17 protein-coding genes are annotated in these 17,022 nt (G+C 72.6%); 5 read left to right on the top strand and 12 right to left on the bottom strand.

Going from position 1 to position 17,022, the window contains the following annotated elements; translation table 11 throughout:
* Window positions 1-12: 12 nt before the first annotated feature.
* The gene (locus tag ACIQU4_RS02640) at window positions 13-1,176 is read right to left on the bottom strand and encodes an SDR family oxidoreductase (RefSeq protein WP_403724864.1); all 1,164 of its coding nucleotides are present in this window, start codon (window positions 1,174-1,176) and stop codon (window positions 13-15) included.
* A gap of 192 nt (window positions 1,177-1,368) precedes the next feature.
* Between ACIQU4_RS02640 and ACIQU4_RS02645 the strand changes: the two genes are divergently transcribed.
* Window positions 1,369-2,826, top strand: coding sequence for a zinc-dependent metalloprotease (locus ACIQU4_RS02645; protein ID WP_403724867.1), 1,458 nt, complete (start codon window positions 1,369-1,371; stop codon window positions 2,824-2,826).
* Window positions 2,823-3,347: an NUDIX hydrolase gene (locus tag ACIQU4_RS02650; protein ID WP_385583927.1), complete on the top strand. Its 525-nt coding sequence runs from the start codon at window positions 2,823-2,825 to the stop codon at window positions 3,345-3,347. The genes ACIQU4_RS02645 and ACIQU4_RS02650 overlap by 4 nt, the downstream gene beginning before the upstream one ends.
* Window positions 3,348-3,416: 69 nt before the next feature.
* Here ACIQU4_RS02650 and ACIQU4_RS02655 read toward each other — a convergent pair whose 3' ends face one another.
* The 4 genes from ACIQU4_RS02655 to ACIQU4_RS02670 all read right to left on the bottom strand — a co-directional run bounded on the left by ACIQU4_RS02655 (window position 3,417) and on the right by ACIQU4_RS02670 (window position 7,360).
* A complete protein-coding gene (locus ACIQU4_RS02655; protein ID WP_385583930.1) occupies window positions 3,417-4,172 on the bottom strand; it encodes an AIM24 family protein in 756 nt (251 codons plus the stop codon).
* Between the two features lie 17 nt (window positions 4,173-4,189).
* The gene (locus ACIQU4_RS02660; RefSeq protein WP_403725946.1) at window positions 4,190-4,870 is read right to left on the bottom strand and encodes an AIM24 family protein; all 681 of its coding nucleotides are present in this window, start codon (window positions 4,868-4,870) and stop codon (window positions 4,190-4,192) included.
* A gap of 29 nt (window positions 4,871-4,899) precedes the next feature.
* Window positions 4,900-6,588, bottom strand: coding sequence for a TerD family protein (locus ACIQU4_RS02665; RefSeq protein ID WP_403724871.1), 1,689 nt, complete (start codon window positions 6,586-6,588; stop codon window positions 4,900-4,902).
* A 133-nt stretch (window positions 6,589-6,721) separates the two neighbouring features.
* Complete coding sequence (locus ACIQU4_RS02670; RefSeq protein WP_403724873.1) at window positions 6,722-7,360, bottom strand: M48 family metallopeptidase; 639 nt, start codon at window positions 7,358-7,360, stop codon at window positions 6,722-6,724.
* A 111-nt stretch (window positions 7,361-7,471) separates the two neighbouring features.
* On the opposite strand from ACIQU4_RS02670, the gene ACIQU4_RS02675 reads away from it, so the two are divergent.
* Together ACIQU4_RS02675 and ACIQU4_RS02680 are read left to right on the top strand one after the other, a co-directional pair.
* Entirely contained in the window at window positions 7,472-8,578 is a 1,107-nt protein-coding gene (locus ACIQU4_RS02675; protein WP_403724876.1) for a ThiF family adenylyltransferase, read from the top strand.
* Window positions 8,579-8,768: 190 nt separating this feature from the next.
* The gene (locus ACIQU4_RS02680; RefSeq protein WP_403724879.1) at window positions 8,769-10,097 is read left to right on the top strand and encodes an ABC1 kinase family protein; all 1,329 of its coding nucleotides are present in this window, start codon (window positions 8,769-8,771) and stop codon (window positions 10,095-10,097) included.
* A gap of 35 nt (window positions 10,098-10,132) precedes the next feature.
* Here the strand turns inward: ACIQU4_RS02680 and ACIQU4_RS02685 are convergent, their stop codons facing one another.
* From ACIQU4_RS02685 to ACIQU4_RS02705, 5 genes are all read right to left on the bottom strand, one after another.
* Entirely contained in the window at window positions 10,133-10,339 is a 207-nt protein-coding gene (locus tag ACIQU4_RS02685) for a hypothetical protein (RefSeq protein ID WP_099889587.1), read from the bottom strand.
* Between the two features lie 121 nt (window positions 10,340-10,460).
* Window positions 10,461-10,790 (bottom strand): hypothetical protein, encoded by a 330-nt coding sequence (locus tag ACIQU4_RS02690; RefSeq protein ID WP_229336602.1) that lies wholly within the window; start codon window positions 10,788-10,790, stop codon window positions 10,461-10,463.
* Entirely contained in the window at window positions 10,787-11,158 is a 372-nt protein-coding gene (locus ACIQU4_RS02695; RefSeq protein ID WP_030153506.1) for a WhiB family transcriptional regulator, read from the bottom strand. Before ACIQU4_RS02695 ends, ACIQU4_RS02690 begins: the two co-directional genes overlap by 4 nt.
* Before the next feature lie 185 nt (window positions 11,159-11,343).
* A complete protein-coding gene (locus tag ACIQU4_RS02700) occupies window positions 11,344-11,679 on the bottom strand; it encodes a hypothetical protein (protein WP_403724881.1) in 336 nt (111 codons plus the stop codon).
* Window positions 11,680-11,846: 167 nt separating this feature from the next.
* Window positions 11,847-14,072 carry an ATP-dependent DNA helicase UvrD2 gene (locus tag ACIQU4_RS02705; RefSeq protein WP_403724884.1) on the bottom strand — a complete coding sequence of 742 codons (2,226 nt, stop codon included), beginning with the start codon at window positions 14,070-14,072 and terminating at the stop codon, window positions 11,847-11,849.
* A 132-nt stretch (window positions 14,073-14,204) separates the two neighbouring features.
* On the opposite strand from ACIQU4_RS02705, the gene ACIQU4_RS02710 reads away from it, so the two are divergent.
* Window positions 14,205-14,465, top strand: a complete 261-nt coding sequence (locus tag ACIQU4_RS02710; protein ID WP_030153502.1) for a mycoredoxin — start codon at window positions 14,205-14,207, stop codon at window positions 14,463-14,465.
* 84 nt (window positions 14,466-14,549) lie between these two features.
* Here the strand turns inward: ACIQU4_RS02710 and nudC are convergent, their stop codons facing one another.
* Both nudC and ACIQU4_RS02720 read right to left on the bottom strand, forming a co-directional pair.
* Window positions 14,550-15,491 (bottom strand): NAD(+) diphosphatase, encoded by a 942-nt coding sequence (gene nudC, locus ACIQU4_RS02715; RefSeq protein WP_403724886.1) that lies wholly within the window; start codon window positions 15,489-15,491, stop codon window positions 14,550-14,552.
* A 122-nt stretch (window positions 15,492-15,613) separates the two neighbouring features.
* Entirely contained in the window at window positions 15,614-17,020 is a 1,407-nt protein-coding gene (locus ACIQU4_RS02720; protein WP_403724889.1) for a dipeptidase, read from the bottom strand.
* Window positions 17,021-17,022 lie beyond the last annotated feature (2 nt).

A 17,022-nucleotide genomic window follows, 5' to 3' on the forward strand; every position in this document is an offset into this window, starting at 1 on the left:
GGAACTTCGAGGTCAGAGGCCTCGGCGGCGGCGGGCGGCGCGGACCACCGCGGCGGCGCCGAGGAGGGCGACCGTCGCCCCCGCGGCGCCCGCGGCGGTGGCGTCCTTGCGGCCCAGCCGGCGCCCCGCGACGGTGTGCCGGCCCGCGACCTCCTGGAGGAGCTCGGCCAGCACCTCCTCGTTGGTCCAGCGCGGCCGCCAGCCCGCCGCGTGCAGCCCGCTGACGCTGACCACCCACGGATGCATCGTGTACGCGAGGTCCCCGGCCGGGGACGGCGTCAGGCCGATCCGGTGCAGCCGCGCCGCCGCGCCCAGCGCGACCGCCGACGGGAGCTCCATGCGGCGGATGCCGCTCAGCTCCTCGACCTCCTCCTGCTCCAGCCAGCCCTCGCAGCCGACCGCCAGCTCGCCCTCGACCTTCTCCAGCGCGGCGTACTCCAGCGCGCTGACCAGGTCCTCCACGTGACAGAACTGCCAGGTCGGCCGGGATCCGGCCACCACCAGCAGGCGCGGGGACTCGAAGTACCGGGTCAGCGCCGTGTCCGTGCCGCCGACCAGGACCGCCGGGCGGACCACGGTCACGTTCAGACCGGGGTGCGCCCGCGGCGCCCTGCGGCCCAGCCGCTCGATCTCCAGCAGGTCGCCGACACCCGTCGCCTCCGCCGTGGCCCGCAGCTCGGAGTCCTCCGAGAGCGGGATGTCGTTGTCCGGCAGCGCCCCGTAGACCATCGCGGACGTGCACAGCACGACCCGGTGCACCCCGGCCGCCGCGGCCGCCGTCAGCACCGTCTGGGTCCCGCGTACGTTGTACGCCGTACGGGCCGCAGGGTCCGTCTCCAGGTCGAGGTCCAGTGCCAGGTGGACGACCACGTCGGCGCCGCGCAGTCTCTCGGCGATCGCGGGGTCGCGTACGTCCAGGACGTGCCACTGCGCGGCAGCGCACTCGCCGCGCCGCTCGTCGATCGCCACGACCTGCTTGACCTCGTCGGAAGCGGCCAGGCGGGCCACCAGGGCCGCCCCGACCCCGGACGCGGCGCCGGTCACGGCGATCACGGGGCGGTTCCTGCGGGGTGCCGCCTGGTTTCGCGGCCGGCGAACGCCATGGGCGCTCTCGCCGTGCTCAGGGCGGTTTTCGGCGTCGTGGGGCGCGTGAACCTGTGGATCTGGGGAACTCACCAGGCGTCTCCAGCGGTTGTCTTCAGTAGGGGCGCGTCGTGACGCGTACCTACCAGGTGATGTCCATCCTGCCGCAGCCCAGGAGTCGGCGGAGCACCGAGCCCGGAAGCGGGTCTGGTGTCTACGCTGGATGGTGTTGTCGGACCATTTCCCGTCGGCCCCCGCCGGCGGCCCTACGAGCCGAGGAAACCCGTGAGCGACACCCCATTCGGATTCGGCCTTCCGCCGGAGGAGCCGGAGAACGGCGACGAAGGCAACAAGAAGGGCAATCAGGGCGGTCAGGGCGGCCCGAATCCGTTCGGGTTCCCGGGCATGGGCCTGCCCGGCGGCGCCGGCGGCCCCGGCGGCGCGGACAACCCGTTCGCGGCGATGTTCGGCTCGATGAACCCGAACGACCTGGGCGCGGCCTTCCAGCAGCTCGGCCAGATGCTCAGCTACGAGGGCGGTCCCGTGAACTGGGACATGGCCAAGGACATCGCCCGCCAGACAGTGGCCCAGGGCACGGCGGACGGTGTGAAGGACGCCAGCGTCGGCAGCTCCGAGAAGTCCGCCGTCGAGGAGGCCGTGCGCCTCGCCGACCACTGGCTGGACGGGGTGACCTCGCTGCCCTCGGGCGCCACCACGGCCGTCGCCTGGAGCCGCGCCGAGTGGGTCGAGGCGACCCTCCCGGTGTGGAAGGAGCTCGTGGACCCGGTCGCCGAGCGCGTCGGCGTGGCCATGGGCAGCGTGCTGCCCGAGGAGATGCAGGCCATGGCCGGCCCGCTGCTCGGCATGATGCGCTCCATGGGCGGGGCCATGTTCGGCCAGCAGATCGGCCAGGCCGTGGGCACCCTCGCGGGCGAGGTCGTCGGCTCGACCGACATCGGGCTGCCGCTGGGCCCGGCGGGCAAGGCCGCCCTGCTGCCGCTGAACATCGAGGCCTTCGGCAAGGACCTGGGCGTCCCCGCCGAGGAGGTGCGGCTCTACCTGGCCCTGCGCGAGGCGGCCCACGCCCGGCTCTTCGCGCACGTGCCGTGGCTGCGCTCGCACCTGTTCGGCGCGGTCGAGGGGTACGCGCGCGGCATCAAGATCGACACCTCGAAGCTGGAGGACGTGGTCGGCCAGCTCGACCCGTCGAACCCGGAGCAGCTGCAGGAGGCGCTCCAGGGCGGCATGTTCCAGCCGCAGGACACCCCCGAGCAGAAGGCCGCCCTGGCCCGCCTGGAGACGGCGCTCGCGCTGGTCGAGGGCTGGGTGGACGCGGTCGTGCACGAGGCGGCCAAGCCCCGGCTGACCTCGGCGGACGCCATGCGCGAGACCATGCGCCGGCGGCGCGCCTCGGGCGGTCCGGCGGAGCAGACCTTCGCGACGCTGATCGGGCTGGAGCTGCGCCCGCGCCGGCTGCGGGACGCCTCGCGGCTGTGGGCCTCGCTGACCGACGCGCGCGGCGTGGACGGCCGGGACGGGCTGTGGGAGCACCCGGACATGCTGCCGACCGCCTCCGACCTGGACGACCCGGACGGGTTCGTGCACCGCGAGCAGCTGGACTTCTCCGAGATCGACAAGATGCTCGGGGAGGCGGCGCGGAAGCGCGGCGAGAGCGACCAGGGCCGGCCCGGCGACTCGGCTCCCGACTCCGACTCCGACGGCGAGGGTGAAACGAAGAAGTGAACCTGTACGACGACGCGGTGCTGGTCCTCAAGGAGTACGAGGCCCAGCCCGAGCTCCGAGACCTGTATCTGGAACACCTGGCCGCCCACCCGGACGGGGTCTACAAGCCCTGCCAGGCCGGGCACATCACGGGGAGCGCGCTGGTCATCGACCCGGCGGGCGGGCGCGTCCTGCTGACCCTGCACAAGAAGCTCGGCATCTGGCTCCAGATGGGCGGGCACTGCGAGCCCGAGGACACCACCCTGGCCGGGGCCGCGCTGCGCGAGGCCGTCGAGGAGTCGGGCATCGCCTCCGGGCTGACCCTGCTGCCGGGCGGCCCCGTACGGCTGGACCGGCACCCGATCCCGGCGCCGTGCAACTGGCACCTGGACGTGCAGTACGCGGCGCTGGCTCCGGCCGACGCGGTGGCGGAGATCAGCGAGGAGTCGCTGGACCTGCGCTGGTTCCCGTACGAGGAGGTGGCGGCGGTGGCCGACACCTCGGTCGTACGGCTGCTGGAGGCGACGCGGGCGCGGCTCTGACGCCCTCCGAACAGCCCGGAAGGGGCGGCCCCGCATTCGCGGAGCCGCCCCTTCCGTGTGCTTGGGGCCCTAGTTCCAGGCGTTGTTCTGGTTCTGGGCCTGGACGCCGTGCTGGCCCATCCCGTACTGCGCGGCCATGCCCTGTCCGAGCTGGGCGTTCTGCGGCGGCAGCACCTCGCTCGGCTGCACCAGCGCGAAGCCGGTGCCGAGGAAGCTGAGCTCCCAGCCCTCGCCGGTGTTGCCGCGCCGCCGCCAGACGCCGCTGGAGTGCGTCTGGGCCTGCATCTGCACGCGCAGCGAGGTGGACCAGGCGACGATCGCGTCCGCGTCGGCGTTGACGTACTTGTCGGGCGTGACCTGCATCATCAGCGGCTGCCCGGAGGTCATCAGCGCGACCTTGCCGCGGCCGGTGATGTTGAGCTGGTACTTGCCTGAGCCGGAGATCCCGTACTGGCTGTCCACCGCGATCGCCTCGGTGTGCAGGGTGGAGTCCAGGGCCAGCACGTAGCTGCTGTCGACGGTGAGGCCGTCCTGGTCCACGTCCACGACGTGCACGTACTGGGCGAGGTTGGCCAGGTAGACCGTGCCCTGCCCGGAGCAGCGCATCAGGTCGAGTCCCTCGCCGGTGCGGGCGCGGGCGGTGCGCTGCGTGGTGCTCTGGTACTCGCCGTCGAAGTCGATGATGCCCTGGTAGGCGACCATGGAGCCCTTGCGGGCGAGCACGTCGTCGGAGCCGGCCAGCGTGACCCGCAGCAGCTGCGGGTTCTGGACGGCGTACCGCTCCTGGGACTGCGCCTCGGCGTGGGCGAAAAGTGCGCTCTGCATGATGTGTCCGCTCCCCCTCAGCCCCGGGTCCGGAGCCGGTCGGTGCTGTCCTCGCTGGGCTGTACGACGACGATGCCCTGGCCGGAGAAGCCCATCTGGTAGGCCTCCCCGCTGCCCCGGCCGATCATCGACGAGGCCTTGAAGCTGCGCTTGCCCTTCACCTTGAGGTTCGGGGACCAGGCGACGAGCGCGTCCGGGTCGACGTACGTCTCGTCCTCGCCGCGGCCGCAGTCGACCACGATCGGGGTGCCCCGGGAGGTGATCGCGACCCAGCCGGTGCCGGAGATCTGCACGTTGAACAGCCCCTGGCCGGCGAACTTGGCCATGCCCTTGACCCGTTCGACGCCCCACTGGAGCTGGGCGTCGAACGCGAGCAGGTTGGTGCCGTTGACCGAGAGGGCGTCGTTGTTGAGGTTGATCACGACGACGTCGGCGCCGTAGTCGGCGAGGTAGAGCAGGCCGTCTCCGGTGCACTTCATCAGCGGTGCGCCTTCGCCCGTCAGCCACTGCGAGGCCATCTGGCGCAGGGCCGGCGGGTTGGGCTCGTACTGGACGAAGCCCTCGTACGCGACCATCGATCCGGTGCGCGCGAAGAGGTCCTGGCCGCTCTGCATGGCGACCTTGAGCATGGCCCTGCCGTGGTTCTCCATGCGGGCCGTGACGGGGGTGGGGGCGTAGCCCGCGAGCTGCTGGTTCATTGCGTTCATGGCATTCATGTGGGGCTCCCTCAGACCTCGTACGGCTGGACGACGATGAAGTTGCCGGGGGCGCCGCGGAACTGAAGGTTCACGGTCTCCCCGCTGTGGCCGGGATAGGCGTTGCGCCGCAGCCGGACCTGGCTGGAAACGATCACCTGGGAGGCCGCCGACCACGCGACGATGGCGTTGCTGTCCGCGAAGGTGGTCGGGGTGACGGGCAGCACGACGGGCGTGCCGTGCGTCTTGACGATCACCGTGCCGGAGCCCTGGAACAGCATCGTGAACAGGGCGCCGCCGGGGATGCCGTGGCCCTCGATGCGGCGGACCTCGTGCTGCAGGCTCTCGTCGAAGGCGAGGACGCTCTCGGCGGAGACGCAGATCCCGTCGCCCTGGAGCTCGATGGCGTGCAGGTGGGCGCCGTTCTCTGCGAGGAAGACCTGGCCGCGGCCGCTGCAGCGCATCAGCTGCATCTCCTGGCCGGTGGCGTTGCCGACGATGCGGCCGGCGAAGCCCGCGCCCTTGTAGCTGAAGTCGACCTTGCCCTGGTAGAGGACCATGCTGCCCTGGCGGGCGAGGACGGGCTGGCCGCCCATCGCCAGGTCGACGCGCATGAGCTGCTGGTTCTGCGCGGTCCAGCGGGTGCCGGTGGGGACTTCCTTGTACGGCTGGAGGGCGGCGGCGAGGCCGGCGCCGGCGGCCTGCGGGGCGCCCTGGCCGTAGCCGGGCTGCTGGCCGGGCATCTGCTGGCCGTACGGGGGCGGCGGCTGCTGGCCGGGGACCTGCCCGTAGGGCGCGGGGGCCGGGGCCGGCGGCGGGACCTGGCCGCCGTAGCCGGGCATCTGGCCGTACGAGGGCTGCGGCTGCCGGCCGTACGAGGGCGGGCCGGGCGGCTGCGGGGCGTGCGGCGGCTGGCCGTACGGGGCGGGGGCCGGCGGGGTGGCCAGCGGGCCGACCATCGTCGGGGCCGAGTGCACCGGGGCGGGCGGGGCGGGCTGCTGGTACTGCGGGGCCGGGGCAGGGGCCGGGGCGGGCGCTGGCTGCGGGACGTACGGGGCCTGAGGGGCCTGGACCGGGGCGCCGAAGGACGGCGCCGGGGCGGCGGCCTGCGGCGGCGCGGCGAATCCCGGCGCGGCGCCGGCCTGGGCCGGGGCCGGGGCCTGCGGCTGCTGCGGGGCCTGCTGCTCGTCCTCCTCGGCGACCTCGCCGCCGAAGTTCTTCAGCAGCGCGGCGAGCCCGCCGTCGAAGCCCTGGCCCACGGCGGCGAAGCGCCACACGTCCTTGAGGTAGAAGTCGCCGAGCATGACCGCGCGCTCGGTGCTGAACTCCGCGCCCGTGAAGGAGTACCGGACGACTTCCTCGCCGCCGGCCACGATCCGGATGTAGCCCGATCCGATCTGCGACATCTGTCCGGCGCCGTCGATCGTGGCGGTGAAGGACAGCTTGTGGATGCTCGCCGGGACGCGGTCCAGCGTCACCCGGAAGGACTCGGTGTCGCCGGCCTGCGCGCCGAGCTGCTGGATCGACTCCTCCGGAGACTTCGGCTGGTTGTAGAAGACGAAGTACCGGTCGTCCGACAGCTGCTCGTTGGCGTCAAGACCGAAGCAGCTGATGTCGAAGGCGAGTCCCGGCCCGGCGACCTGCACACCCACGTACAGATCCGTGCCTGCCGTCAGATCGCTGATCCTGGCCTTGTGACCGCGTTGGAATTCCCTGGCCATACGTAACGACCGTCCCCCATCCCGACAGTGAATTGCGTGCCGCTCAGGCTAGCCGCATCCGCCGACATCCGGCCAAGCCGGTACCGACCCGGTACATATCGAGACGTGAGCCGCCCGGGGTGCGCGGGGCGGGTCACTCCTCGCGGGCCGCGGGGACCTTGGGGAGGCGCTCGGCGGCGACCACTCCCTCCAGGTAGCCGCGGGCCCGCTCGGTGCGCGGGTAGGCCTCCAGCAGCTCCCAGAAGCGGGGGCCGTGGCCGGGCACGAGGAGGTGGGCCAGCTCGTGGAGCAGCACGTAGTCGACGACGTACTCCGGCATCCCCTGGAGGCGGTGGGAGAGCCGGATGCTGCCTTCGGCCGGGGTGCAGGAGCCCCAGCGGGTGTTCTGGTTGGTGACCCAGCGCACCGAGCGGGGGCGGGCCCGGGCGCCGAAGTACTGGTCGGACAAACGCTCGGCGCGTTCGGTGAGTTCCGCGTCCCCGAGGGTGCGCTTGCTCTCCTGCGCGGCCAGCTTGTCGAGCATGACCCCCACCCAGCGCTGCTCCTCGGCCTCGGACATCCGGGCAGGGATGAGGACGACCGTACGGTCACCCTCGCGGTAGGCGGATACGGTCCTGCGGCGGCGCGCGCTCCGGCGGACTTCGACGGCGCGCTGCTGTGGGTCGGCGGACACGCCCAAGACCGTACCCGCTCGCCTGCCCGAAGTCCCCCCGCTCCACGGTTCGAACGTGATCGATTCGAAGGCGGCACAGGAAGCACCCCCTTTCTCCATCTCATATGCCTAATAGCCCTTGCCTGTGGACGAATGCGCGCACGGAATGCGGCGGGCGGGCACTCTGCGAGGGACGGGATTGAGGCGGGGTTCGTTACGAGGGGGAAAGCCATGTATCCGAAGGTGAAGCCGGCGCTGGCGAGGGCGTGGCGGGATCTGCAGACGGTGCAGTTCGGGGTGACGCCCGCGCATGCGGTGGTGCTCGGCCCGGTGGACACGGCGACGGGATCGCTCATCGACCGGATCGACGGGACGCGGGGGATGGAGCTGCTGCGCGCGGAGGCGGTGGCGGTGGGGCTGCCGGAGGGGCAGGTGGATGCGCTGATCCGGCGGCTGGCGGCGGCCGGGCTGCTGGACGACGCCACGGCGGGCGGCCCGCGGGCCCAGGCCGTGCGCAAACGGCCGGAGACCCTGGAGCGGCTCGGGCCCGATCTGGGCTCGCTGTCGCTGGTGCACCGCGAGCCGGGGGGCGACTTGCGGGGGGTCGCGGCGCGGCGGGCCATACGGGTCCAGGTGCGCGGGAGCGGCCGGGTGGGCGGGGTGATCGCCGGGGTCCTGGCGGCAGCAGGGGTGGGCCGGGTCGAGGTCCTCGACGGCGGCCGGGTGGAGCCGGCGGATGTGGCACCGGGCGGGCTCGGGCCCGACAGCGTGGGCCGGCTGCGGGCGGAGGCCGCGGCCGCGCTGGTCCGCGCATCGGCCCCGGGGCGCCCGCCGCGGACCACGGAGTACGAGGGACCCGAGCCGGGGGTGTCCCTGGTGGTGGTCGCGCCCCGGGACGGACTGCAGGCGTGGGCCCCGGATCCGGGCACCGCGGCCGACTGGGTCGCCGCCGGCACCCCTCATCTGTACGCCGGGGTGCTGGAGGCCACCGGGCTGGTGGGGCCACTGGTGCTGCCGGGGGCCACGGCGTGCGCGGGCTGCATGGAACGCGACCGGGTCGAGGCGGATCCGGCCTGGCCCCGGATGCTGGTCCAATGGCGCTCGGCACACCGCCGCCGGGCCACCGCGGCCTGCGACCTGGGCCTGGCCACGGCGGTGGCCGGCCTGGCCGCGGCCCACGCCCTGTCCTTCCTCGACGGGGAGCTCCCCGCCTCCACGGCCTCCCGCTGGGAAGCCGCCCTCCCGGGCCTCCACTGGGAGCAGACCTCCTTGCGCCCCCACCCCGGCTGTCCCTGCGCGGCGGCCCGCATCCCGGCCGAACAGGCGGTGCCGTCGTGAAGGCTCGATCAGCTCTCCGGCCGTGCGGGCCCGTGAGGGTGGACACTGTCCGTCGGCGGAGGTTCACCCCGCATTCGGTGCGGGCGCCTCGGCCGGGGCGGGGCGGGGGCGCCATGACAGGATGCGGTTGGCCGAGGGGTCATCCTGAACCGCCGCTTGCGGCACAGCTGTCTGGGAATTGGAGGGGCGCATGTCTGATCTTCCCCGGAAGGCGGTCACCCGTACCGTCAAGCTGGCCGCGCTGCCGCTCGGCTTCGCGGGCCGGGTCACCTGGGGGCTGGGGAAGCGGATCGGGGGCAAGTCGGCGGAGATCGTGGCGCGCGAGCTCCAGCAGCGCACCGCCGAGCAGCTGTTCCGCACGCTCGGGGAGTTGAAGGGCGGTGCCATGAAGTTCGGGCAGGCGCTCTCGGTCTTCGAGTCGGCCCTGCCCGAGGAGGTCGCCGGGCCGTACCGGGCGGCGCTGACCAAGCTCCAGGAGGCGGCCCCGCCGCTGCCCGCCCAGACCGTGCACCAGGTGCTGTCGGACCGGCTGGGGGCCGACTGGCGGGAGCTGTTCGAGGAGTTCGAGGACAAGCCGGCCGCGGCCGCCTCGATCGGACAGGTGCACCGGGCGGTGTGGCACGACGGCCGGCAGGTCGCGGTCAAGGTCCAGTACCCGGGGGCCGGCGAGGCACTGCTGTCGGACCTCAAGCAACTGGGCCGGTTCGCGGGGCTGCTGGGGCCGCTGATTCCCGGTATGGACGTGAAGCCACTGATCAAGGAGTTGCGCGACCGGGTCTCGGAGGAGCTGGACTACGAGCTGGAGGCGGAGGCCCAGCGGATCCACGCGGACGCGTTCGAGGGCGACGAGGACGTGGTCGTACCGGACGTTGTGCACCAGGGCGACCAGGTGCTGGTGACCGAGTGGATGGAGGGGACCCCGCTGTCGGAGGTGATAGCGGACGGCACCCAGGAGGAGCGCGACCGCGCCGGGCAGTTGCTGGCCCGGTTCCTCTTCTCGGGGCCCGCGCGCACCGGGCTGCTGCACGCCGATCCGCACCCGGGCAACTTCCGCCTGCTGGCGGGGGCGGACGGCCGGATGCGGCTGGGCGTGCTGGACTTCGGCACCGTCGACCGGCTGCCCGGCGGCTGGCCCAAACCCATAGGCACCTCGCTGCGGATGACGCTGGAGGGCGATGCCGAGGGGATCTACGGGCACCTGTGCGCCGAGGGGTTCGTGAGGGAGTCCATCGAACTGGATCCGGAGGCGGTGCTGGACTATCTGCTGCCCATCATCGAGCCTGCCCAGGCAGAGGAGTTCACCTTCACCCGGCCGTGGCTGCGCGGTCAGGCGGCCCGGATCGCAGATCCCCGCTCCCCCGCACACCAGTTGGGCCGGCAGATCAATCTGCCGCCCTCGTACCTGCTGATCCACCGGGTGACGCTGAGCACCATCGGGGTGCTCTGCCAGCTGGGCGCGACGGTACGGCTGCGGGACGAACTGGAGTCCTGGCTCCCGGGGTTCCTGCCCGAGGAGTGAGCGGGTAGGCAGGCCTGCGGCCTACTGGCCCGGAGTCACCACCAGGACGAGTCGAGGCGGCCCTCGATCGCCCTGAGGTTGGCTCGCGCGCAGTCGACGCAGAAGTACTGTCTGGTCCCGTTCTCCACCGAGCAGGTCCAGGTGGGCGGGGCGCCGTCGGGGGCCTTCTTGCCGCAGCGCGCGCAGACGACGGGCTGGGCCTCGGGTCCCGACGGGGCGGGGTGGGGATTCGGCTGGTCCACCTCCAGACGATATCCCCGCGAGGGCTGGAGAGCGGTCCGCAACGCACCGGGGGGACCGGTCCGTTCGGACCGGTCCCCCGTACGCTGCTGCGCCGCTGGTCAGCGGCGGTTCAGCCGCTGATCAGTGCATGACGGCCATGGCGAGGGCCCGCCGGGCGCGCAGCGAGACGCGCTCGGCTCGCCGCTGCATGCGGCGCGCGGCGACCAGGCGCACGGCGCGACGCTCGGCGTCGACCTCGCGCATGCGGTCGTCCATATGGGCACGGGCCAGGGCTTCTGGGATGAGTTGCATTTCTCGGGTCCTGTTCTGACGCGAGGTGATCGCGCCGGCGGTGATGAAGTCTGCGTGGGCGGAGCCGTGCGGCTGCTCGCTCGTCGTGTGGGCGGTCATGAGGGCCTGCTTCAAGGGGTCGTGCGTCACGGGGCGGTCGATGGTTCCGATGGCGGTCATGCCGCGACAACCGGGTTCTTGCGCGGACGGCCACGGGGCCGCTTCCGGGCTACGACAACGCCCTGGACGAAGAGCTCGCCACCCCAGACACCCCAGGGCTCGCGGCGCTCGAGCGCACCGGCGAGGCAGGCCTCGACCAGCGGGCAGGTGGCGCACAGGGACTTGGCGTACTCGACGTCCGCCGGGGACTCGGCGAAGAAGACCTCGGGGTCATAGGTACGGCAGGCGACGGGTACGCCGAGGTTCTCGATGGCGTCGTCGAGCGCGGTCAGCGCGGTGAGGGGAGTCAAGGTGGAGTCCTCCGGGACTGCGGGCGGGGAGATCGTCTGGGTCTGCGGTACGGACGGGGCGTGCGCTTCGAGTTGCACGGTGTTTTCTTCCTCGTCTTGGTTGGCTAGTCGTTCCGGCCGGGTTCGGCCGGGGGCGGCTGGTACCTGGTCTTGCCAGTCCCGAGGCTCCTTCGTGCCGTCGTCCCCCGGTCGGGGACAAACAGAAGGGCCGCGGATCCCGGGTGGGGTTCCGCGGCCCTGAAGGCGCCGGCCTGATCTTGGAATCAGGCTGGATCACTCCAGGGTTCGAGCCCGCGGAAGGCCCACATCAGGTGGTGCTGCTGCTTCGTCTGCGTCGTCTTGGATCCGGCACCGGCTGCGGCCGCAAACCCATAGGCGCCATGCGCCTGGGCTTCCAGTACTGCCACCGGTGCCTGGGTCGGTCGCTCATTCCGCTCGCTCGCCAGGAGCCCGGAGGGCGCGGCCAGCAGGGCGCGGCTGTCAGCGGAAATCGCGGACAGACCGGTACCCAGGAGCGGGAGGAGCGAGGAGGAGCCGAGCGTGCAGGAAGCGGCGACCGAGCGATCGGTCATTTTGGTGGTGGTGATGAAGCTGGTCACTGGTCTCGCCTCCTCTCGGCGTCTCGGGGACGGGGCCCGGGGGCCTGTCCCATACGTATTCGGATAAGTACAGCACGGATCCGGAGCTTCGGAGAAGCCACCGTTTCCGTTGCTAAGAACCTATGGGGCTTCGCTGGGCATGTGCAAACTATTTTTCCGACGAGTTTCTACGCGTCGTCAGAATCTGTGCCCCCAGGCTCCTGACCTGCGCAGATGGCCAGGACATCGGCTCCGTACCGGTCGAGCTTGCGGCCGCCGACTCCAGAGATCATCGAGAGCTCGCCCTCCTCGGACGGCTGGGCCTCCGCGATCGCGACGAGCGTCTTGTCCGTGAACACGCAGTACGCGGGCAGTCCCTGCTCCTTCGCCTGGCCCGCGCGCCACTCCCGCAGCCGCTCGTAGAGGCCCTCGTCCATGTCGGACGGGCAGTCCTCACAGCGCATCAGTTTCAGCTCGCCGGCCTCGGTGAGGGTCTTGCCGCAGACCCGGCACAGGGCCGGGCCGCGGCGGCCGCGCGCCCGGACCCCTCTCTCGGCCGGGGCGCCCGTCCGGCTTCCGGGGGCCGCAGAGCCCGGCCGCAGCCCGTTCAGGAAGCGGCTGGGGCGTCGGGAGGCCCGGCCGCCCGGAGCCCGGGAGAGCGCCCAGGAGAGCGTCAGGTGCAGCCGCGCCCGCGTGACGCCGACGTAGAGCAGCCGGCGCTCCTCCTCCACCTGCTCGTCGGTCTTGGCGTACGTGATCGGCAGCATGCCGTCGGTGAGGCCGGCGAGGAAGACGGCGTCCCACTCCAGGCCCTTGGCGGCGTGCAGCGAGGCGAGGGTGACGCCCTGGACGGTCGGGGCGTGCTGGGCGGCCCTGCGCTCGTCCAGCTCGACGGTCAGGTCCGCCAGGGTGGCCCCGGGCCGGCTGCGGGCGAAGTCCTCGGCGAGCCGGACCAGGGCGGCCACCGACTCCCACTGGTCGCGGACGGCGCCGGAGCCGGCGGGCGGCTCGGCGGTCCAGCCGGTGGAGCTGAGCACGGCCCGGACCTGGGAGCCGAGCTCGACGACATCGTCGAGCAGCGGGTCGTTGCCCCCGGAGCGGGCGGCGCCGCGCAGGGCGAGGATCGCCTTCTGTACCTCGCCGCGCTCGAAGAAGCGCTCGGCGCCGCGCAGCTGGTAGGGGACCCCGGCGTCGGCGAGGGCCTGCTCGTAGACCTCGGACTGGGCGTTGATGCGGTAGAGCACGGCGATCTCGCCGGCCGGGACGCCCGCGGCGATCAGGTCCCGGATGCGCAGGGCGACGCCCTCGGCCTCGGCGGGCTCGTCCGGGTACTCGGCGTAGACCGGGTCGGGGCCGGGCTCGCGCTGGGAGACCAGCTCCAGGCGGTGCTCGGCGGCGCGGCCCTTGGCCTGGGCGAGGAGCCCGTTGGCGAGGTGGACCACCTGGGGGGTGGAGCGGTAGTCGCGGACCAGCTTGACCAGGGTGGCCTGCGGGTAGCGGGTGCGGAAGTTCAGCAGGTGGTCCGGGGTGGCGCCGGTGAAGGAGTAGATCGTCTGGCTGGCGTCGCCGACGACGCACAGGCTGTCGCGCTCGCCGAGCCACAGATCCAGCAGGCGCTGCTGGAGCGGGCTGACGTCCTGGTACTCGTCCACCACGAAGTGCTGGTACTGGGTGCGGATCTGCTCGGCGATGTCGTGGCGGTCCTGGAGGATGCCGACCGTGAGCAGCAGCACGTCCTCGAAGTCGATCATGCCGCGGTCGCGCTTGAGCTGCTCGTACGTCCCGTAGATCTGGGCGATCTCCGCCATGTCCCGGGGGGCTTCACGCCCCGCCTTCAGGGCGGCCGCCGGATAGTCGGAGGGCACGGTCTGGGTGACCTTCGCCCACTCGATCTCCCCGGTGACATCGCGCAGCTCGCCCCGGTCGAGCCGGATGCGGCAGCGGGCGCCGGCCTCGGCGACGAGCTGGACCTTGCGCTCGACGAGCCGGGGCACCTCGCCGCCGATCGCCTTGGGCCAGAAGTACTGGAGCTGGCGCAGGGCGGCGGAGTGGAACGTCCGCGCCTGCACCCCGCCCGCGCCGAGGGAGCGCAGGCGGCCGCGCATCTCGCCGGCGGCGCGGTTGGTGAACGTGACGGCCAGCACACTGGCCGGCATCAGCTGGCCGGAGCGCACCCCGTAGGCGATCCGGTGGGTGATCGCCCGGGTCTTGCCCGTGCCCGCGCCCGCCAGCACGCACACCGGCCCGCGCAGGGTCGTCGCGACCTCGCGCTGCTCCGGGTCCAGGCCCAGGAGCACCGCGTCGGCCGAGTCCGCGCCGGCGGGGAAGGATGAGGGGTGCGTTGCTGATGTCACCCCGCCATGCTGCCAGGTCCCGCGGGGCGGGCGGGAAAGTTGTCCACAGGGTGCGCGCATTCATCGCACGGTCTTACCGGACGCACTTGACGTACTTGGACGTCACGGCCGTATCGCGGGTGCGGGAATGGCCCCGCGGTCCCGTACGTTCGAGTACTCGGACCACCCAGACCCCACAGAGGAGAGCGCAGCATGCAGGACACGGGTTCCGTCACGATGTACAGCACGACCTGGTGCGGCTACTGCCGCCGGCTGAAGACCCAGCTGGACCGGGAAGGCATCGCGTACAACGAGATCAACATCGAGCTGGACCCGGAGTCCGCGGCGTTCGTCGAGAAGGCGAACGGCGGCAACCAGACGGTCCCGACCGTGCTCGTGAAGTCCGCCGCCGGCGCCGAGTCGGTCATGACGAATCCGAGCCTGGCCCAGGTCAAGCAGGCCCTCGCCGTCTGACGCTCAGCGCCTGACCCGCGCCCGGTGCGATGCGCGCACGGAAAGGCCCCCGCCGCGGCGGGGGCCTTCTGCGTGTGAGGAGCCTCACCCGGCCGAGCGCGGCAGCGGCTCCCCGTACCAGCGCTCGACCAGGCGGGCCGCGATGGAGATCCCCGACGGGGGCAGCATCTCGCCCGACTCGAACGCGGCGCGCAGCTCCTCGCGGGAGAACCAGCGGGCCTCCTGGATCTCCTCGCCGTCGACCGTGATCTCGGTGGTCGTGGCGCGCGCCGTGAAGCCGAGCATCAGGCTGTACGGGAACGGCCAGGGCTGGCTGGCGACGTACTCGACCTCGCCGACCTTGATGCCCGCCTCCTCCCAGACCTCGCGCACGACCGACTGCTCGATCGACTCGCCCGGCTCCACGAACCCGGCCAGCGTCGAGAACCGTCCCTCCGGCCAGTGCACCTGGCGGCCCAGCAGCGCGCGGTCGTGCTCGTCGGTGACCAGCATGATCACCGCCGGGTCGGTGCGCGGGTAGTGCTCGGCGCCGCAGCCCGGGCAGCGGCGGATGTGCCCGGCGGCCGCGACCACCGTGCGTTCGCCGCAGCGGGAGCAGAAGCGGTGCATCCGCTGCCAGTTCTCCAGGGCGACAGCGTGCACCATCAGCCCGGCGTCGCGCGGGGAGAGCAGCAGCCCGGCCTCGCGCAGGCCGGCCGGGCGGGCCGACTGGTCCATCCGGCCGGGCAGGGAGTCCTTCTGGAGCGCGAAGTACCGTACGCCGTCGTCGTCGGTGCCCAGGAAGTAGCGGTGCGTCTCGGTGACCGGGGCCTCGAAGGCCGGGGTCATCACTATCCCGGTCCCGCCGTCGGGGGTGTCGTCGATCAGGACCTGGCCGCCGGAGACCACGAAGACGCGGGTCGTCGGGTGGCTCCAGGCGGCCGCGAGCCAGGCCTCGTCGAGGCGGTGGTGCGCGGCGCGGTCGATTCCGCTGGGCGCGGCGAGCGAGATCGGGTGCTCGGTATGGGTGCTCACAGGTACTTCCAACTCCCCCGGTGGTGGGACAGGCAGGCTCAGTGACTCTCGTGACTCGATGAGTCGTGTGACTCGGTGACGCGTGTGACTGGGTGACGCGTGTGACTCGGTGGCCCGGTACGGCCGTGGGTGCGTCAGGCCGGCTTCCCGTGGGAGGCGGCCAGGTCGCCCCACAGGTAGGCGGCCGTCTCGACGCCCTTGAGGAGCAGGTCCAGCTCGACCTTCTCGTTCGGCGAGTGCCAGCCGTCGGACGGCACGGAGATGCCGAGGAACAGGACGGGCGCGTCCAGTACGTCCTGGAGGTCCGCCGCCGGTCCGGAGCCGCCCTCGCGGGTGAAGCGGACCTTCTCGCCGAACGCCCGGCCCATGGCCCGTACGACGGACTGCAGCGCCGGGTGGTCGAGCGGGGTCAGGCAGGGCCGGGTGGGGGCGCCGAAGACGATGGAGTGCCGGATCCCGTCCGGGATCCGCGCCGCGACCCAGTCCCGGACGGCCGCCTCGACCTCGTACGGGTCCTGCCCGGACACCAGGCGGAACGACAGCTTCAGGTGGGCGGAGGCGGGCACGATGGTCTTGCCGCCGGGGCCCTGGTAGCCGCCGCCGATGCCGTTGACCTCGGCGGTCGGGCGGGCCCAGACCCGCTCCAGGGTGGAGTAGCCCTTCTCCCCCGCGGCGGCGTGCGACTTGGCCGTACGCAGCCACTCGGACTCGTCGAACGGCAGCTCGGCGATCAGCGCCCGCTCCTCGTCCGTGAGCTCGGCGATGTTGTCGTAGAAGCCGGGGATCGTGACCCGCTCGTCGGCGTCGTGCAGTGCCGCGACCAGACGGGCGGCGGCGGTGGCCGGGTTGGGCACGGCCCCGCCGAAGGCGCCGGAGTGGATGTCCTGGTCGGGCCCGTACAGGTCGATCTCGCAGTCGGCGACGCCGCGCATGCCGGTGCAGACGGTGGGGGTGGTCTCGGACCACATGCCGGTGTCGGAGACGATCACGATGTCGGCGGCGAGGCGCTGCGCCTCGCGCTCGACCAGGGCGCGGAAGTTCGGGGAGCCCGACTCCTCCTCGCCCTCGATGAGCAGCTTGAGGTGCACGGCCGGGGCCTCGGCGCCGGTGGCGGCCAGGTGGGCCCGTACGCCGAGGGTGTGGAAGAAGACCTGACCCTTGTCGTCGGCGGCGCCGCGCGCGTACATGCGGCCGCCCTGGATCACGGGCTCGAACGGGTCGGTGTGCCAGCCGTCGGCGACGGCGGCGGGCTGCACGTCGTGGTGCCCGTAGACGAGGACGGTCGGGGCGTCCGGGTCCGCGCTCGGCCACTCGGCGAAGACGGCGGGCGCGCCGGGGGTGGGCCAGATCTCCGTGACCGGGAAGCCGGTCTCCTTGAGCTTCGCGGCGAGCCACTCGGCGCTGCGACGTACGTCGTCCGCGTGCTCGGGCTGGGCCGAGACCGAGGGGATGCGCAGCCACTCGGCGAGATCGTCGAGGAACGCGGCGCGGTGGGTGTCGATGTACGTGCGGACGACGCTGTCCGCCGGGGCTTCGCTCATGC

It is taken from the genome of Streptomyces sp. NPDC090741 (assembly GCF_044769045.1).
Lineage (GTDB): Bacteria > Actinomycetota > Actinomycetes > Streptomycetales > Streptomycetaceae > Streptomyces.

Bases quoted from the DNA above. Each gene is read 5' to 3' on its own strand.
- ACIQU4_RS02660 (WP_403725946.1), bottom strand. From the start codon at position 4,870: ATGAACCAGCAGCTCGCGGGCTACGCCCCCACCCCCGTCACGGCCCGC.
- ACIQU4_RS02720 (WP_403724889.1), bottom strand. From the start codon at position 17,020: ATGAGCGAAGCCCCGGCGGACAGCGTCGTCCGCACGTACATCGACACC.
- ACIQU4_RS02675 (WP_403724876.1), top strand. From the start codon at position 7,472: ATGTATCCGAAGGTGAAGCCGGCGCTGGCGAGGGCGTGGCGGGATCTG.
- ACIQU4_RS02665 (WP_403724871.1), bottom strand. From the start codon at position 6,588: ATGGCCAGGGAATTCCAACGCGGTCACAAGGCCAGGATCAGCGATCTG.
- ACIQU4_RS02655 (WP_385583930.1), bottom strand. From the start codon at position 4,172: ATGCAGAGCGCACTTTTCGCCCACGCCGAGGCGCAGTCCCAGGAGCGG.
- ACIQU4_RS02680 (WP_403724879.1), top strand. From the start codon at position 8,769: ATGTCTGATCTTCCCCGGAAGGCGGTCACCCGTACCGTCAAGCTGGCC.
- ACIQU4_RS02670 (WP_403724873.1), bottom strand. From the start codon at position 7,360: ATGGAGAAAGGGGGTGCTTCCTGTGCCGCCTTCGAATCGATCACGTTC.
- ACIQU4_RS02705 (WP_403724884.1), bottom strand. From the start codon at position 14,072: ATGCGCGCACCCTGTGGACAACTTTCCCGCCCGCCCCGCGGGACCTGG.
- ACIQU4_RS02690 (WP_229336602.1), bottom strand. From the start codon at position 10,790: ATGACCGCCATCGGAACCATCGACCGCCCCGTGACGCACGACCCCTTG.
- ACIQU4_RS02710 (WP_030153502.1), top strand. From the start codon at position 14,205: ATGCAGGACACGGGTTCCGTCACGATGTACAGCACGACCTGGTGCGGC.